Below are 15589 nucleotides of genomic sequence, written 5' to 3'. Positions count from 1 at the left end.
ATGAGGCAACGATCGCCGGGCCCCGGGTGGCCGACCTGCGGGAACAGGGCGATGGTCGGAGGCGGACGACCTGCCCCGACCCCGGAGGTTCCCGTGCGCACCACCCGACTCCTGTCCCTCGGCGCCGTCGGTGCGCTGACCCTCACGGCGTGCAGCGGCGGTGGCGAGAGGGTCGACACCGGCGGCGGTGGCGGCGGGGGCCGGGACAACACCCTCGTCGCCGCGGTCGGCGCGCAGCCCGACCAGCTGGACCCGCACGCCACCAGCGCCTACCCGAGCTTCCAGGTGCTGGAGAACGTCTACGACACCCTGGTCGTCCCGAACCCCGACGACCTCACGATGGAGCCGAGCCTGGCGGAATCGTGGGAGACCAGCGAGGACGGGCTCACCTGGACGTTCACCCTGCGCGAGGGCGTCACGTTCCACGACGGCAGCGAGTTCGACGCCGCCGACGTCGTCTACTCCTACAACCGGATCATCGACGAGGAGCTGCAGAACGCCTACCGGTTCGAGAACGTCGAGTCGGTGGAGGCGGTCGACCCGCAGACGGTGGAGATCACGGTCTCCCAGCCCACGCCCAACCTGCCGGCGCTCATCGGTGGCTTCAAGGGCATGGCGATCCTGCCCGAGGGAGCGGCGGAGGAGTACGACCTCAAGACCGAGGCGGTGGGCACCGGCCCCTTCACGCTGGAGAGCTTCGACGCCAGCAGCACGCAGCTGGCCGCCTACGAGGACTACTGGGGTGGTACGCCGGAGCTCGGCGGCGTCGAGTTCCGCTACATCACCGAGCCGGCGGCGGCGCTCACCGCGCTGCAGAACGGCGAGGTGCAGTGGACCGACAACGTGCCGCCGCAGCAGATCGAGGCCCTGCAGGGCAACCAGGACGTCGAGCTGCAGAGCATTCCGAGCGTCGACTACTGGTACCTGTCGATGAACTTCGACCGGGAGACGTTCGCCAACCCGCAGGTGCGCCAGGCGATCGCGACGGCGATCGACCGCGATGCGGTCACCGAGGCGGCTCGCTTCGGGGCGGCGCAGGCCAACCAGACGGCCATCCCCGAAGGCAACTTCTTCGCCTCGGACTACGCGCCGTTCGAGCCGAACGTCGAGGAGGCCCGGGCGCTGCTGCAGGAGGCCGGGGTGCAGACCCCGATCACGATGGGGCTGATGGTCACCGACGAGTTCCCCGAGACGGTGACCGCCGCCCAGGTCATCGCCAGCCAGCTCGAGCCGATCGGGATCGACGTCGACGTCCAGACGGTGGACTTCGCGACCTGGCTGGACCGGCAGGCGCAGGGTGACTTCGACGCCTTCATGCTCGGCTGGCTGGGCAACCTGGACCCGTTCGACTACTACCACTCCCAGCACATCACCGACGGGGTGAACAACTACCAGGGCTACAGCAACCCGGAGGTCGACCGGCTCCTGCAGGCGGCCTCCAGCGAGACCGACCGCGACACCCGCAAGGAGCTCTACGACGAGGCGGTGCGGATGATCGTCGACGACGTGTCCTACCTGTACCTCTACAACCCGAACGTGGTGCAGGCCTGGGCGCCCGGGCTGACCGGCTACACGATCCGGGCCGACAAGGCGATCAACTTCGAGGACGTGGAGCTGAGCTGACCGGTTACCTGCTGCGGCGGGTCGGCCAGTCCGCGGTCGTCCTCGCCGGCGTGAGCGTCATCGTGTTCGCCCTGGTGCACCTCGTACCGGGCGATCCGGTGCGGCTCGCCCTGGGCACCCGGTTCTCCCAGGAGAGCTACGACGCCCTGCGCGAGCGGTCGGGGCTGGACCAGCCGCTGGTCGAGCAGTTCTTCACCTGGTTCGGCCGGGCGCTCACCGGCGACCTGGGGGTCAGCTTCCGCAGCGGCGAGACGGTGACCTCGCAGATCGCCGAGCGGCTCCCGGCCACGCTCACGCTGGCGTTCGCCTCGATCCTCGTCGCGCTGGTCATCGCGATCCCGCTGGGCACCGTCTCGGCGCTGCGGCCTCGGTCGATCATCGACCGCGTCGCCACGGTGATCAGCCAGTTCGGCATCTCGGTGCCCGACTTCTGGATGGGCATCGTGCTCATCCTGGTCTTCGCCGGGACGCTGGGCTGGCTGCCCTCGGGCGGCTACGTGCCGATCAGCGAGGACCCGGGTGCGTGGCTCCAGCGCCTGATCATGCCGGCGGTGGTGACCGGGGTGGTGTCCGGCTCGGTCATCACCCGGTTCGTGCGGTCCAGCATGCTCGAGGCGCTGGGCTCGGACCACGTGCGGACGGCGCAGGCCAAGGGGCTGCCCACGCGGCAGGTGTTCACCTGGCACGTGCTGCGCAACGCCCTGCTGCCGCTGGTCACGGTCACCGGCGTGCAACTGGCCTACCTGCTCTCCGGCGTCGTGGTCGTGGAGATCGTCTTCTCCTGGCCGGGCCTGGGGCAGCTCGCGCTGCAGGCGGTCCAGGCCCGCGACTACCCGGTTCTGCAGGGCGCGATCCTGCTGTTCGCCGTCGTCTTCCTGGTGATCAACCTGGTCGTCGACCTGCTCTACACCGCCATCGACCCCCGCATCCGCCGATGACCGGAGCGCCCGTTCCCGAACCCGGCAACTCCCCGGACACCCCGGCGGGGTCGCCGGGCACGTCCCCGGTCGCCACGCTCCGGCCGGCCCGCCCGCGCTGGCGGGAGACGCTCAGCCTGCTGGCGCACAACCCCACCGCGGCCATCGCGTCGGTGCTCCTGCTGCTGATCGTGGTCGTGGCGATCTTCGACGACGCCATCGCCCCCGAGGGGGCCAACGACATCGAGGTGGCCGACCGGCTGCAGTCGCCGAGCTGGGAACACCCGTTCGGCACCGACGACCTCGGCCGGGACATCCTCAGCCGGGTCATCCTCGGCGCCTCGGTGTCGCTGCGGGTCGGCTTCCTGGCCGTCGGCTTCGCGTTGGTCGTCGGCACGATGATCGGCCTGCTCGCCGGCTACTACGGCAAGTGGGTCGACGACGTCCTCATGCGGTTCATGGACATGCTCTTCGCCTTCCCCGCGGTGCTGCTGGCGATCGCCGTCCTCGCCGTCCGGGGGCCCGGGTCCGGCAACACCGCGCTGGCCATCGGCATCGTCTACACGCCGATCTTCGCCCGCATCACCCGCGCCAGCGTGCTGGGTGTGCGGGAGGAGGTGTACGTGCGGGCGTCCCGGTCGGTCGGCGCCTCGGACTGGCGGATCCTGACCCGCCACATCCTCCCGAACGCCGCGCCCCCGATCATCGTGCAGACCTCGATCAGCCTGGCGTTCGCCGTGCTGGCCGAGGCGGCGCTGTCGTTCCTCGGGCTGGGCACCCAGCCGCCCGACCCCTCGTGGGGGCTGATGCTCGCCGAGGGGCGCGGGTACATCCAGCTGGCCTGGTGGCTGGCGTTCTTCCCGGGGATGGCGATCTTCCTGACCGTGCTCTGCTTCAACCTGCTCGGCGACGGGCTCCGCGACGCGCTCGACCCCCGCCAGCGCACCCTCATGGCCGGGGGTGGGAAGTGACCGAGCCGGTGCTGGAGGTCGAGGACCTGCGGGTGCGGCTGCGCACCCCGCGCGGGCCGGCCGACGTCGTCAACGGGCTGAGCTACACCGTCGGCCCGGGGGAGACGGTCGCCGTCGTCGGGGAGTCCGGCAGCGGCAAGAGCGTCTCGGTGCTCGCCCTGCTGGGCCTGCTGCCCAGCGGGGTGGCGACGGTGACCGGCCGGGCGGTGCTGCAGGGCGAGGACCTGCTGACCATGTCGCCCGACCGGCTGCGGCAGGTGCGCGGACCGGGCGCCGGCATGGTGTTCCAGGACCCGATGACGTCGCTGAACCCGGTGCTGACCATCGGCCGGCAGCTGGTCGAGGGCATCCGGGCGCACGGCGACGTCTCCAAGGCCGCCGCCCGCGACCGGGCGGCCGAGCTGCTGCGCGAGGTGGGGCTGCCCGATCCCGAGCGGGCGCTGGACCGCTACCCGCACGAGCTGTCGGGCGGCATGCGCCAGCGGGTCGTCATCGCGATCGCGCTGTCGAACTCGCCGTCGCTGCTGATCGCCGACGAGGCGACGACGGCGCTGGACGTCACCGTCCAGGCGCAGATCATCGACCTGATCGAGAAGCTGCAGGACGAGCACGGTACCGGCGTCATCTGGATCACCCACGACCTCGGCGTCGTCGCCGGGATCGCCGACCGGGTGCTGGTCATGTACGGCGGGCGCTGCGTGGAGGACGGCACGGTCGACGACGTCCTCGAGCACCCGGCGCACCCGTACACCCGGGGCCTGCTGGGCTCGCTGCCCGATCTGGCCGCCCCGGTGGGGCCCGACGGCGAGGTGCCCGAGCTGACCACCGTCCCGGGGCTGCCGCCGCCGCCCACCGACCTGCCGCCCGGCTGCGTCTTCTGGCCGCGGTGCCCGGTGCGCGCCGATCCGCGGTGCGAGACCGAGCAGCCACCGCTGGCGATCGTGTCCCGCGCCGCGGTCGGCGGCCCGGGGGGCGCCACCGCGTCCGCCGCGTACGCGGGGAACGGCGCGGGCCTCCCGCACCGCGCGGCGACGTGGTGCACCGAGGGCATGGACGGGGGGAGCCGCGGATGAGCGACGACGTGCTGGTCTCCGCCCGCGGGCTGGAGGTGCACTTCCCCGTCGGGGGCGGTGGTCTGCGGCGGACGCCGGAGGGCGTGCTGCGGGCCGTGGACGGCGTCGACCTCGACATCCTGCGCGGCGAGACGCTCGGCCTGGTCGGCGAGTCCGGCTGCGGGAAGTCCACGCTCGGCAACGCGCTGCTGCGCCTGGTGCCACCGACCGGGGGCACGATCACGTTCGACGGCACCGACGTGACCTCGCTGGACCGCCGCGGGCTCAAGGAGATGCGCCGCCGGGCCGGGATGGTGTTCCAGGACCCGTTCGCCTCCCTCGACCCGCGCCGCACCGTGGCCCAGACGGTCAGCGAGCCGCTGGAGGTGCACGGCCTGCGGTCGGGCAAGCGCGAGCGCGCGGCGCGGGTGGGCGAGCTGCTGGAGCTGGTCGGCCTGGACCCGGCGGTGGCCGGCCGCTACCCGCACGAGTTCTCCGGCGGCCAGCGGCAGCGCGTCGGCATCGCGCGGGCGCTGGCGGGGGAGCCGGACTTCCTCGTCTGCGACGAGGCGATCGCCTCCCTGGACGTGAGCGTGCAGGCCCAGGTGCTCAACCTGCTGCGCCGGCTCCAGCGGCAGCTGGGCCTGACGCTGCTGTTCATCTCCCACGACCTCTCCGCCGTCCGGCACATCTCCGACCGGATCGCCGTCATGTACCTGGGCCGGGTCGTGGAGGTCGGGCCGGCGGCGGCCGTGGGCAGCGCCCCGGAGATGCCCTACACGCAGGCGCTGCTGTCGGCGGTCCCGGTGCCGCACCCGGCGCAGGAGCGGGCGCGGCAGCGGATCGTGCTGACCGGCGACGTCCCCTCGCCGTCCGCCGTCCCCAGCGGCTGCCGCTTCCGCACCCGCTGCCCGTACGTGTTCGAGCCGTGCGACGACGTCGACCCGGCGCTGCAACCGGCCGGCGCGCCGGGTCAGCTGGCCGCCTGCCACCTGCACGGCGTCGTCGGGACCCCGGCCACGGCGGCCCCCGAGGGCGTCACCGCCGACCCCTGACCCGCACGGAGCAGCCCCGGTGGTGTGCGCCGGTGCGGGGTTCCGGTGCGCCGGAGCCCGCCTCGGCGCACACCGTCGGGCGGGAGGTCAGACGGCTCCGCCGACCAGGCGGGGGCGGGCGGCGGCGAGCCCCACGGCCAGCTGCGCAGCCACGACCACCAGGAGCAGCAGCAGCCCGGGCCGCCATCCGCCGGTGGCCTCGTGCAGCAGCCCGACGCCGAGCGGACCGGTGGCGGCCACCAGGTAGCCCACGCTCTGCGCCGCGGCGGAGAGCCGCCCGGTCTGGGCGGCGTCCCGGGTGCGCTGCAGGATGAGCGTCATGGCGAGGGGGAACGCCACGCCGGTGCCGATGCCGTAGAGCAGCGTCCAGAGCAGGGGGGCCGCTGCTGGGGCGACCAGCAGGCCGGTGATCCCGGCGAGGACCGGCAGGGTGCCGACGAGCACCCACCCGCCCTGGCCGGGGCGGCGCGCCGCCAGCGGGGGGACGACCAGGGACGCGGGGATGCCGAGCCCGGCCGCCAGCGCCAGCAGCCCGCCGGCGGCGACGGCGGAGACGCCGGCCTCGGCCTCGAGGATGTCGGCCAGCCAGGTGAGCATCGTGTAGAACGACAGCGACTGGAGGCCGAAGAAGAGCGTCACGGCCAGCGCCACGCGGTCGCGCAGGACCGCGGTGCGGGCACCGCCGGGGGCGGGCGGCGGGGGCGGGACGTCGCGCCGCGCGCGGGCCAGGGCGGCCACCGCGAGCAGGGCGACCAGCACCGGCACGCCCCACAGCAGCAGGCCGATCACGGCGCTACCGGCGGTGGTGGCCAGCGGCTGCGCCAGCCCGGCGCCGATGGCGGCCGATCCCGCCATGGAGGCGACGATCATCCCGACGACGATCGCGCTGCGGGCGCCGTACTCCGCCCGTGCCACCGCGGGCAGCAGGACGTTGGCGATCGCGATGCCGCCGGTGAGCAGCACGGTGCCGACGTAGAGCCCGGGCGCGGCGGCCAGGCGCAGCAGGACGCCCACCGCCAGTAGCACGACGCCGACCAGCACGGCGCGGTGCAGGCCGACGCGCGTGGCGAGGGCCGGGGCGAACGGCGAGACCAGCCCGAAGCAGACCAGCGGCAGGGCGGTGACGACGGCGAGCGCCCCGGTGGAGAGCGCGAGCTCGTCGCCGAGCTCGGCGAGCAGCGGCCCCACCGCGGCGAACGGCGCGCGCAGGCAGAGCGCCACCAGGACGAGGGCGAGGGCGGGCAGCACGAGCCGCCAGGCGCTCCGCTGCCTCCGGTCGGTGGTGGTCACGACCGTGCGCGGCGGCCGAGGTCCTGCTCGATCTGCGCGGCCGTCTCCAGGAGCGGGGGCACGTAGTCGTGCTCCAGCTGCTCGAGCGAGGTGCGGCTGGCGCTGACCGAGAGGTTCACGGCGGCGACGACGGCGCCGGAGCGGTCGCGGACCGGTGCGGCGGCCGAGCGCAGGCCCTCCTCCAGCTCCTGGTCGACCATCGCGTAGCCCCGCTCGCGCACGGCGAGGAGCATGCGCCGCAGCTCGGCGGCGTCGGTGACGGTGCGGGCGGTCAGCGGCGCCAGCCCGGCCCGCTCGAGGTAGACGTCGAGCTCGGCATCGGGGAGGCCGGCGAGCAGGACACGGCCCATCGAGGTGGCGTAGGCGGGGAACCGGGTTCCGACGGTGATCAGCACGGTCATGATCCGCTTGGTGTGCACCCGGGCCACGTAGACGACGTCGTCGCCGTCGAGGACCGACAGCGACGACGACTCCTCGACCCGGCCGACCAGGGTCTCCAGGTGTGGTTGGGCCACCTCCGGCAGGGTGAGCCCCGACAGGTAGGAGTAGCCGAGCTCCAGCACCCGGGGCCGCAGGGAGAACTCCCGGCCGTCCGCGCGGACGTAGCCGAGCTGGACGAGGGTGAGCAGGAAGCGGCGTGCGGCCGCGCGGGTGAGCCCGGTCGCGCGGGCGACCTCGCTGAGCTGGAGCCGCGGGTGCTCGGCGTCGAAGGCCCGGATGACCGCGAGACCGCGGTCGAGGGACTGCACGAACGTGCCGTCGCGGACCGGCGCCGGAGACTCCTCGGGCACGGATGTCACGACACACTCCTGTCCGCAGTGGGGAAGCGACGCCACCATACGGTGCGCCTCACGCACGCCGGTGCGGCATGCGTACAGATGACGGTCGGGTCACGACGGGATTGACGTGACGGCGACCACGTGCCAGCGTTCGTACAGCACACAGTTGTTCGCATAGCGAACAATGCCGAGTCGGACCGTCGATCGAGGGAGAACCCATGCGCCGCACCGTGGCCGCGCTCGTCACCGCGCCCCTGATGCTGGTCGCCGCCTGCGGCGGCTCCGACGAGGAGCCGGGCGCCGCCTCCGGTGACGGTAGCGCTGGCGGGGAGGGCGGCGCGGTGCAGGAGGTCTCGGTCGGGGTCATCCCCATCGTCGACGTCGCACCGATCTACCTGGGCGACCAGCAGGGCTTCTTCGAGGACTGCGGCCTGGACCTCACGCTGGAGACCGGCCAGGGCGGCGCCGCCATCGTCCCGGCGGTCGTCAGCGGCCAGTCGCAGTTCGGCTTCAGCAACATCACCTCGCTGCTGCTCGCCGCCAGCGAGGGTCTGCCGCTGCGGGTCGTCGCGAACGGTGTCGCCTCGACCGGTGAGCAGGGCGCGGACTTCGGCGCCGTCGTCACCACCCCGGACAGCGGCATCACCGGCGCCGCCGACCTCGCCGGGCGGACGGTGGCGGTCAACACGCTGAACAACATCGGGACGACGACGGTGCGCGAGTCGGTGCGGGCCGCCGGTGGCGACCCGGACAGCGTCCAGTTCGTGGAGCTGCCGTTCCCGGAGATGCCGGCCGCCCTCGAGCAGGGCAACGTCGACGCCGCCTGGGTGGTGGAGCCGTTCCTGGCCCTGGCCACCGACGAGGGCGCGCAGGTCGTCACGTCGAACTTCGTGGACACCGCCGACGACCTCACCGTGGCCGCGTACTTCACCAGCGAGCAGTACGCCCAGGAGAACCCCGAGGCCGTCCAGTGCTTCAGCGACGCGATGGCGCAGTCGCTGGAGTACGCGCAGGAGAACCCGGACGCCGTCCGCGAGATCCTCGGTGAGTACACCCAGATCGACCCGGCCATCGCCGAGGCGATGACGCTGCCGGCCTGGCCGGCCGAGGTGAACCGCGACTCGGTGCAGACCCTCTCCGACCTCGCGGTCGAGGACGGGCTGCTCGACGAGGCTCCGGACCTGGACGCCCTGCTGCCGTGACCGGGTCGACCGCCACCCGGGCGTCGGCCGATCCCGCCGCCCCGCCGGCCCGCTCCCCGCGAGCGGGCCGGCGGCGGCCGGTCCCGGCCTGGGCGCTGGGCCTGCTCGGCCTGGTCGCGCTGGTCGTGCTGGTCGAGGTGGCGCCGCGGATCGGGCTGGTCCCGCGGCGCTGGTTCCCGCCGTCGTCGGAGATCGGCGCGGAGCTGGTCGCCCAGTTCGGCCGCCCCGAGTTCTGGACCGCCGTCCTCGAGACCCTGAAGGGCTGGGCGATCGGCCTGGCCATCGCCGCGGTGGCCGGCGTGCTGCTGGGGCTGCTCCTCGGCACCTTCCGGTTCGCCCGGGAGTTCACCGCCTCCACCATCGAGTTCCTGCGCCCGATCCCGTCGGTGGCGCTCATCCCGATCGCCGTCCTGCTGTACGGCAACGACCTGGAGAGCGAGCTGCTCCTGGTCGTCTACGCGGCCTTCTGGCAGATCCTCATCCAGGTCCTCTACGGCGTGCAGGACGTCGACCCGGTCGCGCAGGACACCGCGCGCGCCTACGGGCTGGGCCCCTGGGCTCGCGTCCGCCACGTCACCTGGCCCACCGCGCTGCCCTACGTGATGACCGGGCTGCGCCTGGGCGCCGCCGTCGCGCTGATCCTGGCGGTCACCGCCGAGCTGGTCATCGGCACGCCGGGCCTGGGCCAGTTGCTCGCGACGGCACAGAGCAGCGGCGCGGTCGTGGCCGCGTACGCGATCGTCGTGACCACCGGCGTCCTCGGCGTGATCGTCAACCTGACCTTCCGGGCCGTCGAGCGGCGGGCGCTGTCGTGGCACCCGTCCCAGCGGGCGGAGGTGGCGGCGTGAGCGTGCTCCGCCGGGTCGCGATGACCCTCGGCCTGCCGGTGATCTTGCTCGCCGCCTGGTGGTTCGCCAGCGCCGGCAGCACCAGCTTCTTCTTCCCGCCGCTGTCGGAGATCCTCGACAGCCTGGTCGAGGAGTGGTTCGGTCCCCGGCTGGCCGCCGACGTCTGGCCCAGCCTCTACCGGCTGGCCGCCGGCTACGCGCTCGCCGTCGTGGTGTCCCTGGCCCTCGGGGTGCTCATCGGCACCTCCCGCACGGTGCGGGCGCTGACCGAGCCGGTCTTCGAGTTCTTCCGGGCCATCCCGCCGCCGGTGCTCGTGCCGATCTTCATCCTGCTGTTCGGCCTCGGCGACGGCATGAAGATCGTCGTCATCGCCTTCGGCTGCATGTGGCCCATCCTGCTCAACACGGTCGAGGGCGTGCGCGCCGTCGACGAGGTGCTCAGCGACACCGGTCGCGTCTACGGACTCCACGGCTGGTCGCGGCTGCGGCGCCTCGTGCTGCCCAGTGCGAGCCCGCAGATCTTCGCCGGGCTCCGCCAGGGCCTGTCGGTCGCGATCATCCTCATGGTCATCAGCGAGCTCTTCGCCGCGCAGAACGGGCTGGGCTACGCGGTCGTCCAGGCGCAGCGCAGCTTCGCGATCCCGGAGACCTGGGCGGGCATGCTCATGCTGGGCCTGCTCGGCTTCCTGCTGTCGCTGCTGTTCCGCCTGGTCGAGAGCCGGCAGCTCGCGTGGTACCACGGCCTGCGCCGCGCGCAGCGCTCCTCCTGACCTCACATCCTGCGAAGGGTTCCCATGCTCGACGTCCGCGGCATCAAGAAGGTCTACGAGAGCAAGGACCGCACGGTCGAGGCCGTCCGCGACCTGACGTTCACCCTGCGGGCCGGCGAGCTCGCCTGCCTGGTCGGCCCCTCGGGCTGCGGCAAGACCACGCTGCTGAAGATCATGTCGGGTCTGCTGGACCCGACCGAGGGCGAGGTGCTGCTCGAGGGCACCCGCGTGCACGGCCCGCCGCCGGGCATGGCCGTGGTCTTCCAGGAGTACGGGCGCAGCCTCTTCCCGTGGATGACCGTCCGCGAGAACGTCGAGCTGCCGCTCAAGCAGAAGAAGCTGCCCGCCGCCCGGCGGACGGAGCTGGTGGAGGAGTCGCTGGCCGCCGTCGGGCTGGCGGAGGCGCACGCGGCCTACCCGTGGCAGCTCTCCGGCGGCATGCAGCAGCGCGTCGCGATCGCCCGCGCGGTCGCCTACGAGCCGCACGTGCTGCTCATGGACGAGCCGTTCGCCGCCGTCGACGCGCAGACCCGCGCCGACCTCGAGGACCTCATCCGCGACCTGTGGCACAAGTTTCAGGTGACCACGCTGTTCGTCACCCACGACATCGACGAAGCGGTCTACCTCGGGCAGCGGGTGCTGATCCTGTCCAACTCGCCGACGGTCATCCGCGACGACCTGGCGATCGACCTGCCCGACGAGCGCGACCAGCTGACCACCCGCTCCTCGCCGCGGTTCGCCGAGCTGCGGGCGCGCGTCTACGAGCAGATCCACCGCGCCAAGGACGAGCAGGCGACCGCCACGGACGCCTCGCAGCCGGTGGCGGCCGGCCCCGTGTCCGGTCCCGCGCCCGCGGCGCCCGACCACTCGGGATCCTGACCCAGGTCCAGCGCCTGCTTTCCGTGGAATCGGGCTGTGGGCTCCCGGCCCGGGAGACGTGAAACGGGGCCCCGGCAGCTGTGCCGGGGCCCCGTTCGCCGTCTCTCGCCGGCTCAGCGGTTGGCGCGCTCGGCCTGGGCGGGCGCCTCGACCGATGCGGGTGGCGGCTGCGACAGCTGAGCTGGCCCGCCTGTGACTGTGCCGCGGCCGGCCCGGGTAGCGTCGACGGCCGAGCCCCTCTGCGGACGTCATCTCCCGTTGCGGGCTCGAAGGAGGGCTCGCCTAGTGGCCGATGGCGGCGGTCTTGAAAACCGCTAAGAGGTAACCCCTCTTCGTGGGTTCGAATCCCACGCCCTCCGCTCCGTGATGTTCCAGGACATCCCGGTGCTCGGCCCCGCCGTCGTGGCGGCGGTTCGTGCACTTGAGGCCGGGCCCAGCGCTCCGGATGCCTCGCCGTACCTGCCGCCCCGGGCAGCGCGCCGTCGTCCCGCGTCCCGCCCCCGGATCCCGCGTCCCAGCAGCTGGGACGGCGGACGAGTCAGCCACGACTGTTCCGCAACGGTAAAGACCCAGGTCGTCCCGGCGGTTCGCGGCTCCCGGGTGGAACCGCTCTGTGACCGGTCGGTATCGCTCTGTGGACATGGGTGCAGGGCTCACCTAACGTCCCGATCCGACCGCCCGCGAGGGCCGTCGGTGGCCCCCCATCGGCGGCTGGACGGTCTCCCTCCGAACGCAGGAGAACCATCCTTGAAGAGAGCTCTGGCCGTCGTCGCCGGTGCCGCCCTGGTCATGGCGGTTCCCGTGACGGCATCCGCCGCGCCACGCGTGCAGGACACCCCGACCACCCCCGCCCGTGCCCACGACCTGCCCAGCCCGCTGGCCGACACGCAGCGCGAGCTGCGCGCTGCGGCCCTCGAGCAGGTGCTCACCGGCCAGGCCACGCCGCGGGGCAACAACAAGGTGGTCGAGGTCGCGAAGGGTCGCTACGTCGAGCTGGCCCAGGAGGACAGCGACGCCATCTGGACCGTACTCGGCGAGTTCAGCGACCTGCCGCACAACTCCATCCCGGCGCCGAAGCGCTCGGTGGACAACAGCACCATCTGGACGCAGGACTTCTCGCAGGGCTACTTCGACACCCTGCTGTACAGCACCGCCCCGGGCGTCAACTCCGTGGCGAACTACTACGAGCAGCTCTCCTCCGGCCGCTACACCGTCACCGGCGAGGTCGAGGACTGGGTGCAGGTGCCCGGCACGGGTGCCTCCTACGGCGACAACGACCTCGGTGACGCCGTCACCTGGGACTTCGTCAACGACTCGGTCAACGCCTGGTACGACAAGCAGCTGGCGGCCGGGAAGACCCCAGCGCAGATCGACGAGTACCTCTCGCAGTTCGACGTCTGGGACCGCTACGACTCCGACGGCGACGGCAACTTCGACGAGGCCGACGGCTACATCGACCACTTCCAGGCCGTGCACTCCGGCATGGGCGAGGAGGTCGGCGGCGGCATCCTCGGCGACGACGCCATCTGGAGCCACCGCTGGTACAACCAGACCAACCGGATCGGCACCGCCGGCCCGACGGTCAACGGCGCGGTCAACCCGCTCGGCGGCGCGCCGGTCGGCGGCTCGAAGTACTGGATCGGTGACTACACCGTCGAGCCGGAGAACGGCGGCGTGGGCGTCTTCGCCCACGAGTTCGGCCACGACCTCGGCCTGCCAGACCTCTACGACACCTCCGGCAACAGCGGCGGCGCGGAGAACAGCACCGCCTTCTGGACGCTGATGAGCTCCGGCTCCTACGGCAGCTCCGGTCGTCCCGAGGACGGCATCGGCACCCAGCCCATCCACATGGGCGCCTGGGAGAAGCTTCAGCTGGGCTGGCTCAACTACGAGGTGGTGGAGCCCGGCGCGAGCGCGGACCTGCGCCTCGGCCCCGCGGCCTACAACTCCAAGGAGAAGCAGGCCGCCGTCGTCGTCCTCCCCGAGAAGGAGGTCACCACGACGATCGGCACCCCGTTCGAGGGTGAGGACTTCTGGTACTCCGGCTCCGGTGACGACCTCGACCACAGCATGCTGGCGGCCAAGCCCGCCGGTGCGCAGGAGCTGACCGCCAAGGTCAACTACCAGATCGAGGAGGACTGGGACTACGCCTACGCGGTGTACTCCACCGACGGCGGCGCCACCTTCACGTCGATCCCGACCAACCTGTCGACCTCGACCGACCCGAACGGCCAGAACTTCGGCCAGGGCATCACCGGCAGCTCCGGCGGCCAGTGGGTCGACCTCTCGGCGAGCCTCGCGGGCGTTCCGGACGGTGCGCTGGTCGGCTTCCGCTACTGGACCGACGGCGCGGCCACCGAGCCGGGCCTGCAGGTCGACGCCGTGGCGATCGACGGCGACCCGGTGACCACCTGGACGCTGGACGGGTTCGAGCAGACCACCGGCACCACCACGAACTCGTACTTCAACGCCTACATCCTCGAGAACCGGGCCTACACCGGCTACGACGCGGGGCTGAAGACGGGGCCGTACAACTTCGGTGACCCCCGGCGGCCGGACTGGGTCGAGCACTTCCCGTACCAGGACGGTCTGCTGATCAGCTACTGGAACACCCAGTACGGCGACAACAACGTCGGGGCCCACCCGGGCGCCGGCCTGATCCTCCCGGTCGACGCCCACCCGGGCCTGCTCTACGAGCCGACCGACGACGAGGGCGACGACCGCCGCAACGGCGAGAGCTGGCGGCCGCGGGTGCAGTCCTACGACTCCACCTTCGGGCGGCAGCCGACGGACAAGTTCACGCTGCACGACCCGGACACCGGCGTCGGCAAGGCGATCGGCGGCCTGCCGGCCGTCCCGACCTTCGACGACACCAAGGACTGGTGGGTGGCTCCGGGCGAGCAGCCCGACGCCAACGGCTGGACCGGCGTCGACGTGCCGAAGACCGGCACGGTCATCTCCGTCACGGGGATGAGCGCCGCCGGTGCACTCATGCAGGTCCGGGTCAACTGATCCGGTACCACCACGCGAACGGCCCGTCGGCACCCGCCGGCGGGCCGTTCCGCGTCCCGGGCCGCGGACGCCGTCCCGACATGCCGGGCGCACCCGTCCCCGCGGGGTGACCGTCCGCCCGCCGACGCCCGTTCGCGCTGGTCAGGGCGGTAGATGTCGACATGGCGCTGCCGCGGAGGAGGGGTCACCGTCCGCTCCGGGGGTCGCTCGCAACGATCGGGTGACGGGCGGTTCCGGAGAGTCGCGGACCGGCCGTCCCGGGGGTGGCGGCGCCGTAACTTCGCTCCTGACCGCGGAACTTCCCCACCGCGCGAACGCACCGAGGAGCACCCCCGTGATCATGGACGCGATGCTGCTGTGGCCGACCGCTGCGGTCCTGGGCTTCCTCCTCTGCACCGCCGTGGTGGTCGCCCTCGGCGTCAGCACCACCGCCCGCTACGAGTTCGCGCGCGCCGCGGCGCAGCAGAGCGCCCAGCGCACGGCCGCCCGCACCGCCGGTACCCACCCGGCCGGCCGCCGGGCCGCCGGCTCCGCCCGGGGAGGGGTCGAGGCGCAGGCCCGTGCCCAGACGGTCGCCGTCGCCGTCCGGCCGGCGCCGGCGCCCGCCGCCTCCTCCGCTCCGGCGGGCACCGCGCCCGGGTGGTGGCTGGTCGACGACGCGGGGCGGGTGCTGGCCGGCCCGTTCCCCGACCAGCTGGACGCCGACTGGGCCGGCTTCGCCGGCGACCTGCCCGCCGTCGCCGTCTTCGGCGCCCCGCGCCCCGACGGGACCGTCGCCCCCCGGCCGACGCCGGCGGACCGGGCGTGGCTGGCCGAGCTCGGCGACCAGCTGGACCGGCTGCCGGAGCACTGGGACGCGCTGCTCACCGACACCGACCCGCTGACCACCCTGGTGGTGGAGGTCGCCGCGGCGCTGGTCGAGGCGGGGCTGCCCCTGTACGACGCCGCCTCCGGTGCCGCGACCGGTGGCGTCTGCCTGGTGCCCGACACCGCCTCCTGCGGGGTGCTGGTCAGCTGGCGGACGCACGACCGGTTGAGCGTCGGGGACTCCCGCGGCGACACGGTGTACGCCGCGGTGCAGGAGCTGATGAGCACCGCGGTCGCCGACACCCTCGCCGAGCTCGGGTTCGTCCTCCAGACCTCCGGGGCCACCGGCATCCCCCTGGTGACGGCGCTGCGCTGACCCGCGCC

At 73.0% G+C, this 15589-nt stretch carries 13 protein-coding genes and 1 tRNA gene; 12 read left to right on the top strand and 2 right to left on the bottom strand.

Going from position 1 to position 15589, the window contains the following annotated elements; translation table 11 throughout:
- The first annotated feature begins 93 nt into the window (after positions 1–93).
- From ACI790_RS05770 to ACI790_RS05750, 5 genes are read left to right on the top strand one after another with little or no spacing between them, the layout of a single operon-like run.
- Positions 94–1623, top strand: a complete 1530-nt coding sequence (locus ACI790_RS05770) for an ABC transporter substrate-binding protein (protein WP_456568830.1) — start codon at positions 94–96, stop codon at positions 1621–1623.
- Positions 1620–2561, top strand: coding sequence for an ABC transporter permease (locus ACI790_RS05765; protein WP_456568917.1), 942 nt, complete (start codon positions 1620–1622; stop codon positions 2559–2561). Before ACI790_RS05770 ends, ACI790_RS05765 begins: the two co-directional genes overlap by 4 nt.
- Positions 2558–3511, top strand: a complete 954-nt coding sequence (locus ACI790_RS05760; protein ID WP_456568829.1) for an ABC transporter permease — start codon at positions 2558–2560, stop codon at positions 3509–3511. Before ACI790_RS05765 ends, ACI790_RS05760 begins: the two co-directional genes overlap by 4 nt.
- On the top strand, positions 3508–4584 hold the full coding sequence (locus ACI790_RS05755; protein ID WP_456568828.1) for an ABC transporter ATP-binding protein: 1077 nt from the start codon (positions 3508–3510) through the stop codon (positions 4582–4584). Before ACI790_RS05760 ends, ACI790_RS05755 begins: the two co-directional genes overlap by 4 nt.
- Positions 4581–5618 (top strand): ABC transporter ATP-binding protein, encoded by a 1038-nt coding sequence (locus ACI790_RS05750; protein WP_456568827.1) that lies wholly within the window; start codon positions 4581–4583, stop codon positions 5616–5618. Before ACI790_RS05755 ends, ACI790_RS05750 begins: the two co-directional genes overlap by 4 nt.
- A gap of 87 nt (positions 5619–5705) precedes the next feature.
- Here the strand turns inward: ACI790_RS05750 and ACI790_RS05745 are convergent, their stop codons facing one another.
- Positions 5706–6908: an MFS transporter gene (locus tag ACI790_RS05745; RefSeq protein ID WP_456568826.1), complete on the bottom strand. Its 1203-nt coding sequence runs from the start codon at positions 6906–6908 to the stop codon at positions 5706–5708.
- Complete coding sequence (locus ACI790_RS05740; protein ID WP_456568825.1) at positions 6905–7708, bottom strand: IclR family transcriptional regulator domain-containing protein; 804 nt, start codon at positions 7706–7708, stop codon at positions 6905–6907. Before ACI790_RS05740 ends, ACI790_RS05745 begins: the two co-directional genes overlap by 4 nt.
- A 197-nt stretch (positions 7709–7905) precedes the next feature.
- On the opposite strand from ACI790_RS05740, the gene ACI790_RS05735 reads away from it, so the two are divergent.
- The 7 genes from ACI790_RS05735 (at position 7906) to ACI790_RS05705 (ending at position 15581) form a co-directional block, all read left to right on the top strand.
- Positions 7906–8889, top strand: a complete 984-nt coding sequence (locus ACI790_RS05735) for an ABC transporter substrate-binding protein (RefSeq protein ID WP_456568824.1) — start codon at positions 7906–7908, stop codon at positions 8887–8889.
- Complete coding sequence (locus tag ACI790_RS05730; RefSeq protein WP_456568823.1) at positions 8886–9737, top strand: ABC transporter permease; 852 nt, start codon at positions 8886–8888, stop codon at positions 9735–9737. The genes ACI790_RS05735 and ACI790_RS05730 overlap by 4 nt, the downstream gene beginning before the upstream one ends.
- A complete protein-coding gene (locus ACI790_RS05725; protein WP_456568822.1) occupies positions 9734–10507 on the top strand; it encodes an ABC transporter permease in 774 nt (257 codons plus the stop codon). The genes ACI790_RS05730 and ACI790_RS05725 overlap by 4 nt, the downstream gene beginning before the upstream one ends.
- A gap of 24 nt (positions 10508–10531) precedes the next feature.
- Complete coding sequence (locus tag ACI790_RS05720; protein WP_456568821.1) at positions 10532–11386, top strand: ABC transporter ATP-binding protein; 855 nt, start codon at positions 10532–10534, stop codon at positions 11384–11386.
- Positions 11387–11657: 271 nt separating this feature from the next.
- Positions 11658–11745: transfer RNA gene (locus ACI790_RS05715), tRNA-Ser, on the top strand.
- Between the two features lie 388 nt (positions 11746–12133).
- Positions 12134–14398: an immune inhibitor A domain-containing protein gene (locus tag ACI790_RS05710; protein ID WP_456568820.1), complete on the top strand. Its 2265-nt coding sequence runs from the start codon at positions 12134–12136 to the stop codon at positions 14396–14398.
- A gap of 340 nt (positions 14399–14738) precedes the next feature.
- Positions 14739–15581 (top strand): hypothetical protein, encoded by an 843-nt coding sequence (locus tag ACI790_RS05705; RefSeq protein WP_456568916.1) that lies wholly within the window; start codon positions 14739–14741, stop codon positions 15579–15581.
- Positions 15582–15589 lie beyond the last annotated feature (8 nt).

This window comes from Blastococcus sp. SYSU DS0539 (assembly GCF_054050855.1).
Note: the sequence above shows the minus strand (reverse complement) of the source record. Positions and strands in the feature narration are given on the sequence as shown.

Excerpts from the sequence above, each read along its gene's own strand:
- ACI790_RS05760 (WP_456568829.1), top strand. The coding sequence starts at position 2,558 with ATGACCGGAGCGCCCGTTCCCGAACCCGGCAACTCCCCGGACACCCCG.
- ACI790_RS05750 (WP_456568827.1), top strand. The coding sequence starts at position 4,581 with ATGAGCGACGACGTGCTGGTCTCCGCCCGCGGGCTGGAGGTGCACTTC.
- ACI790_RS05735 (WP_456568824.1), top strand. The coding sequence starts at position 7,906 with ATGCGCCGCACCGTGGCCGCGCTCGTCACCGCGCCCCTGATGCTGGTC.
- ACI790_RS05720 (WP_456568821.1), top strand. The coding sequence starts at position 10,532 with ATGCTCGACGTCCGCGGCATCAAGAAGGTCTACGAGAGCAAGGACCGC.
- ACI790_RS05705 (WP_456568916.1), top strand. The coding sequence starts at position 14,739 with ATGGACGCGATGCTGCTGTGGCCGACCGCTGCGGTCCTGGGCTTCCTC.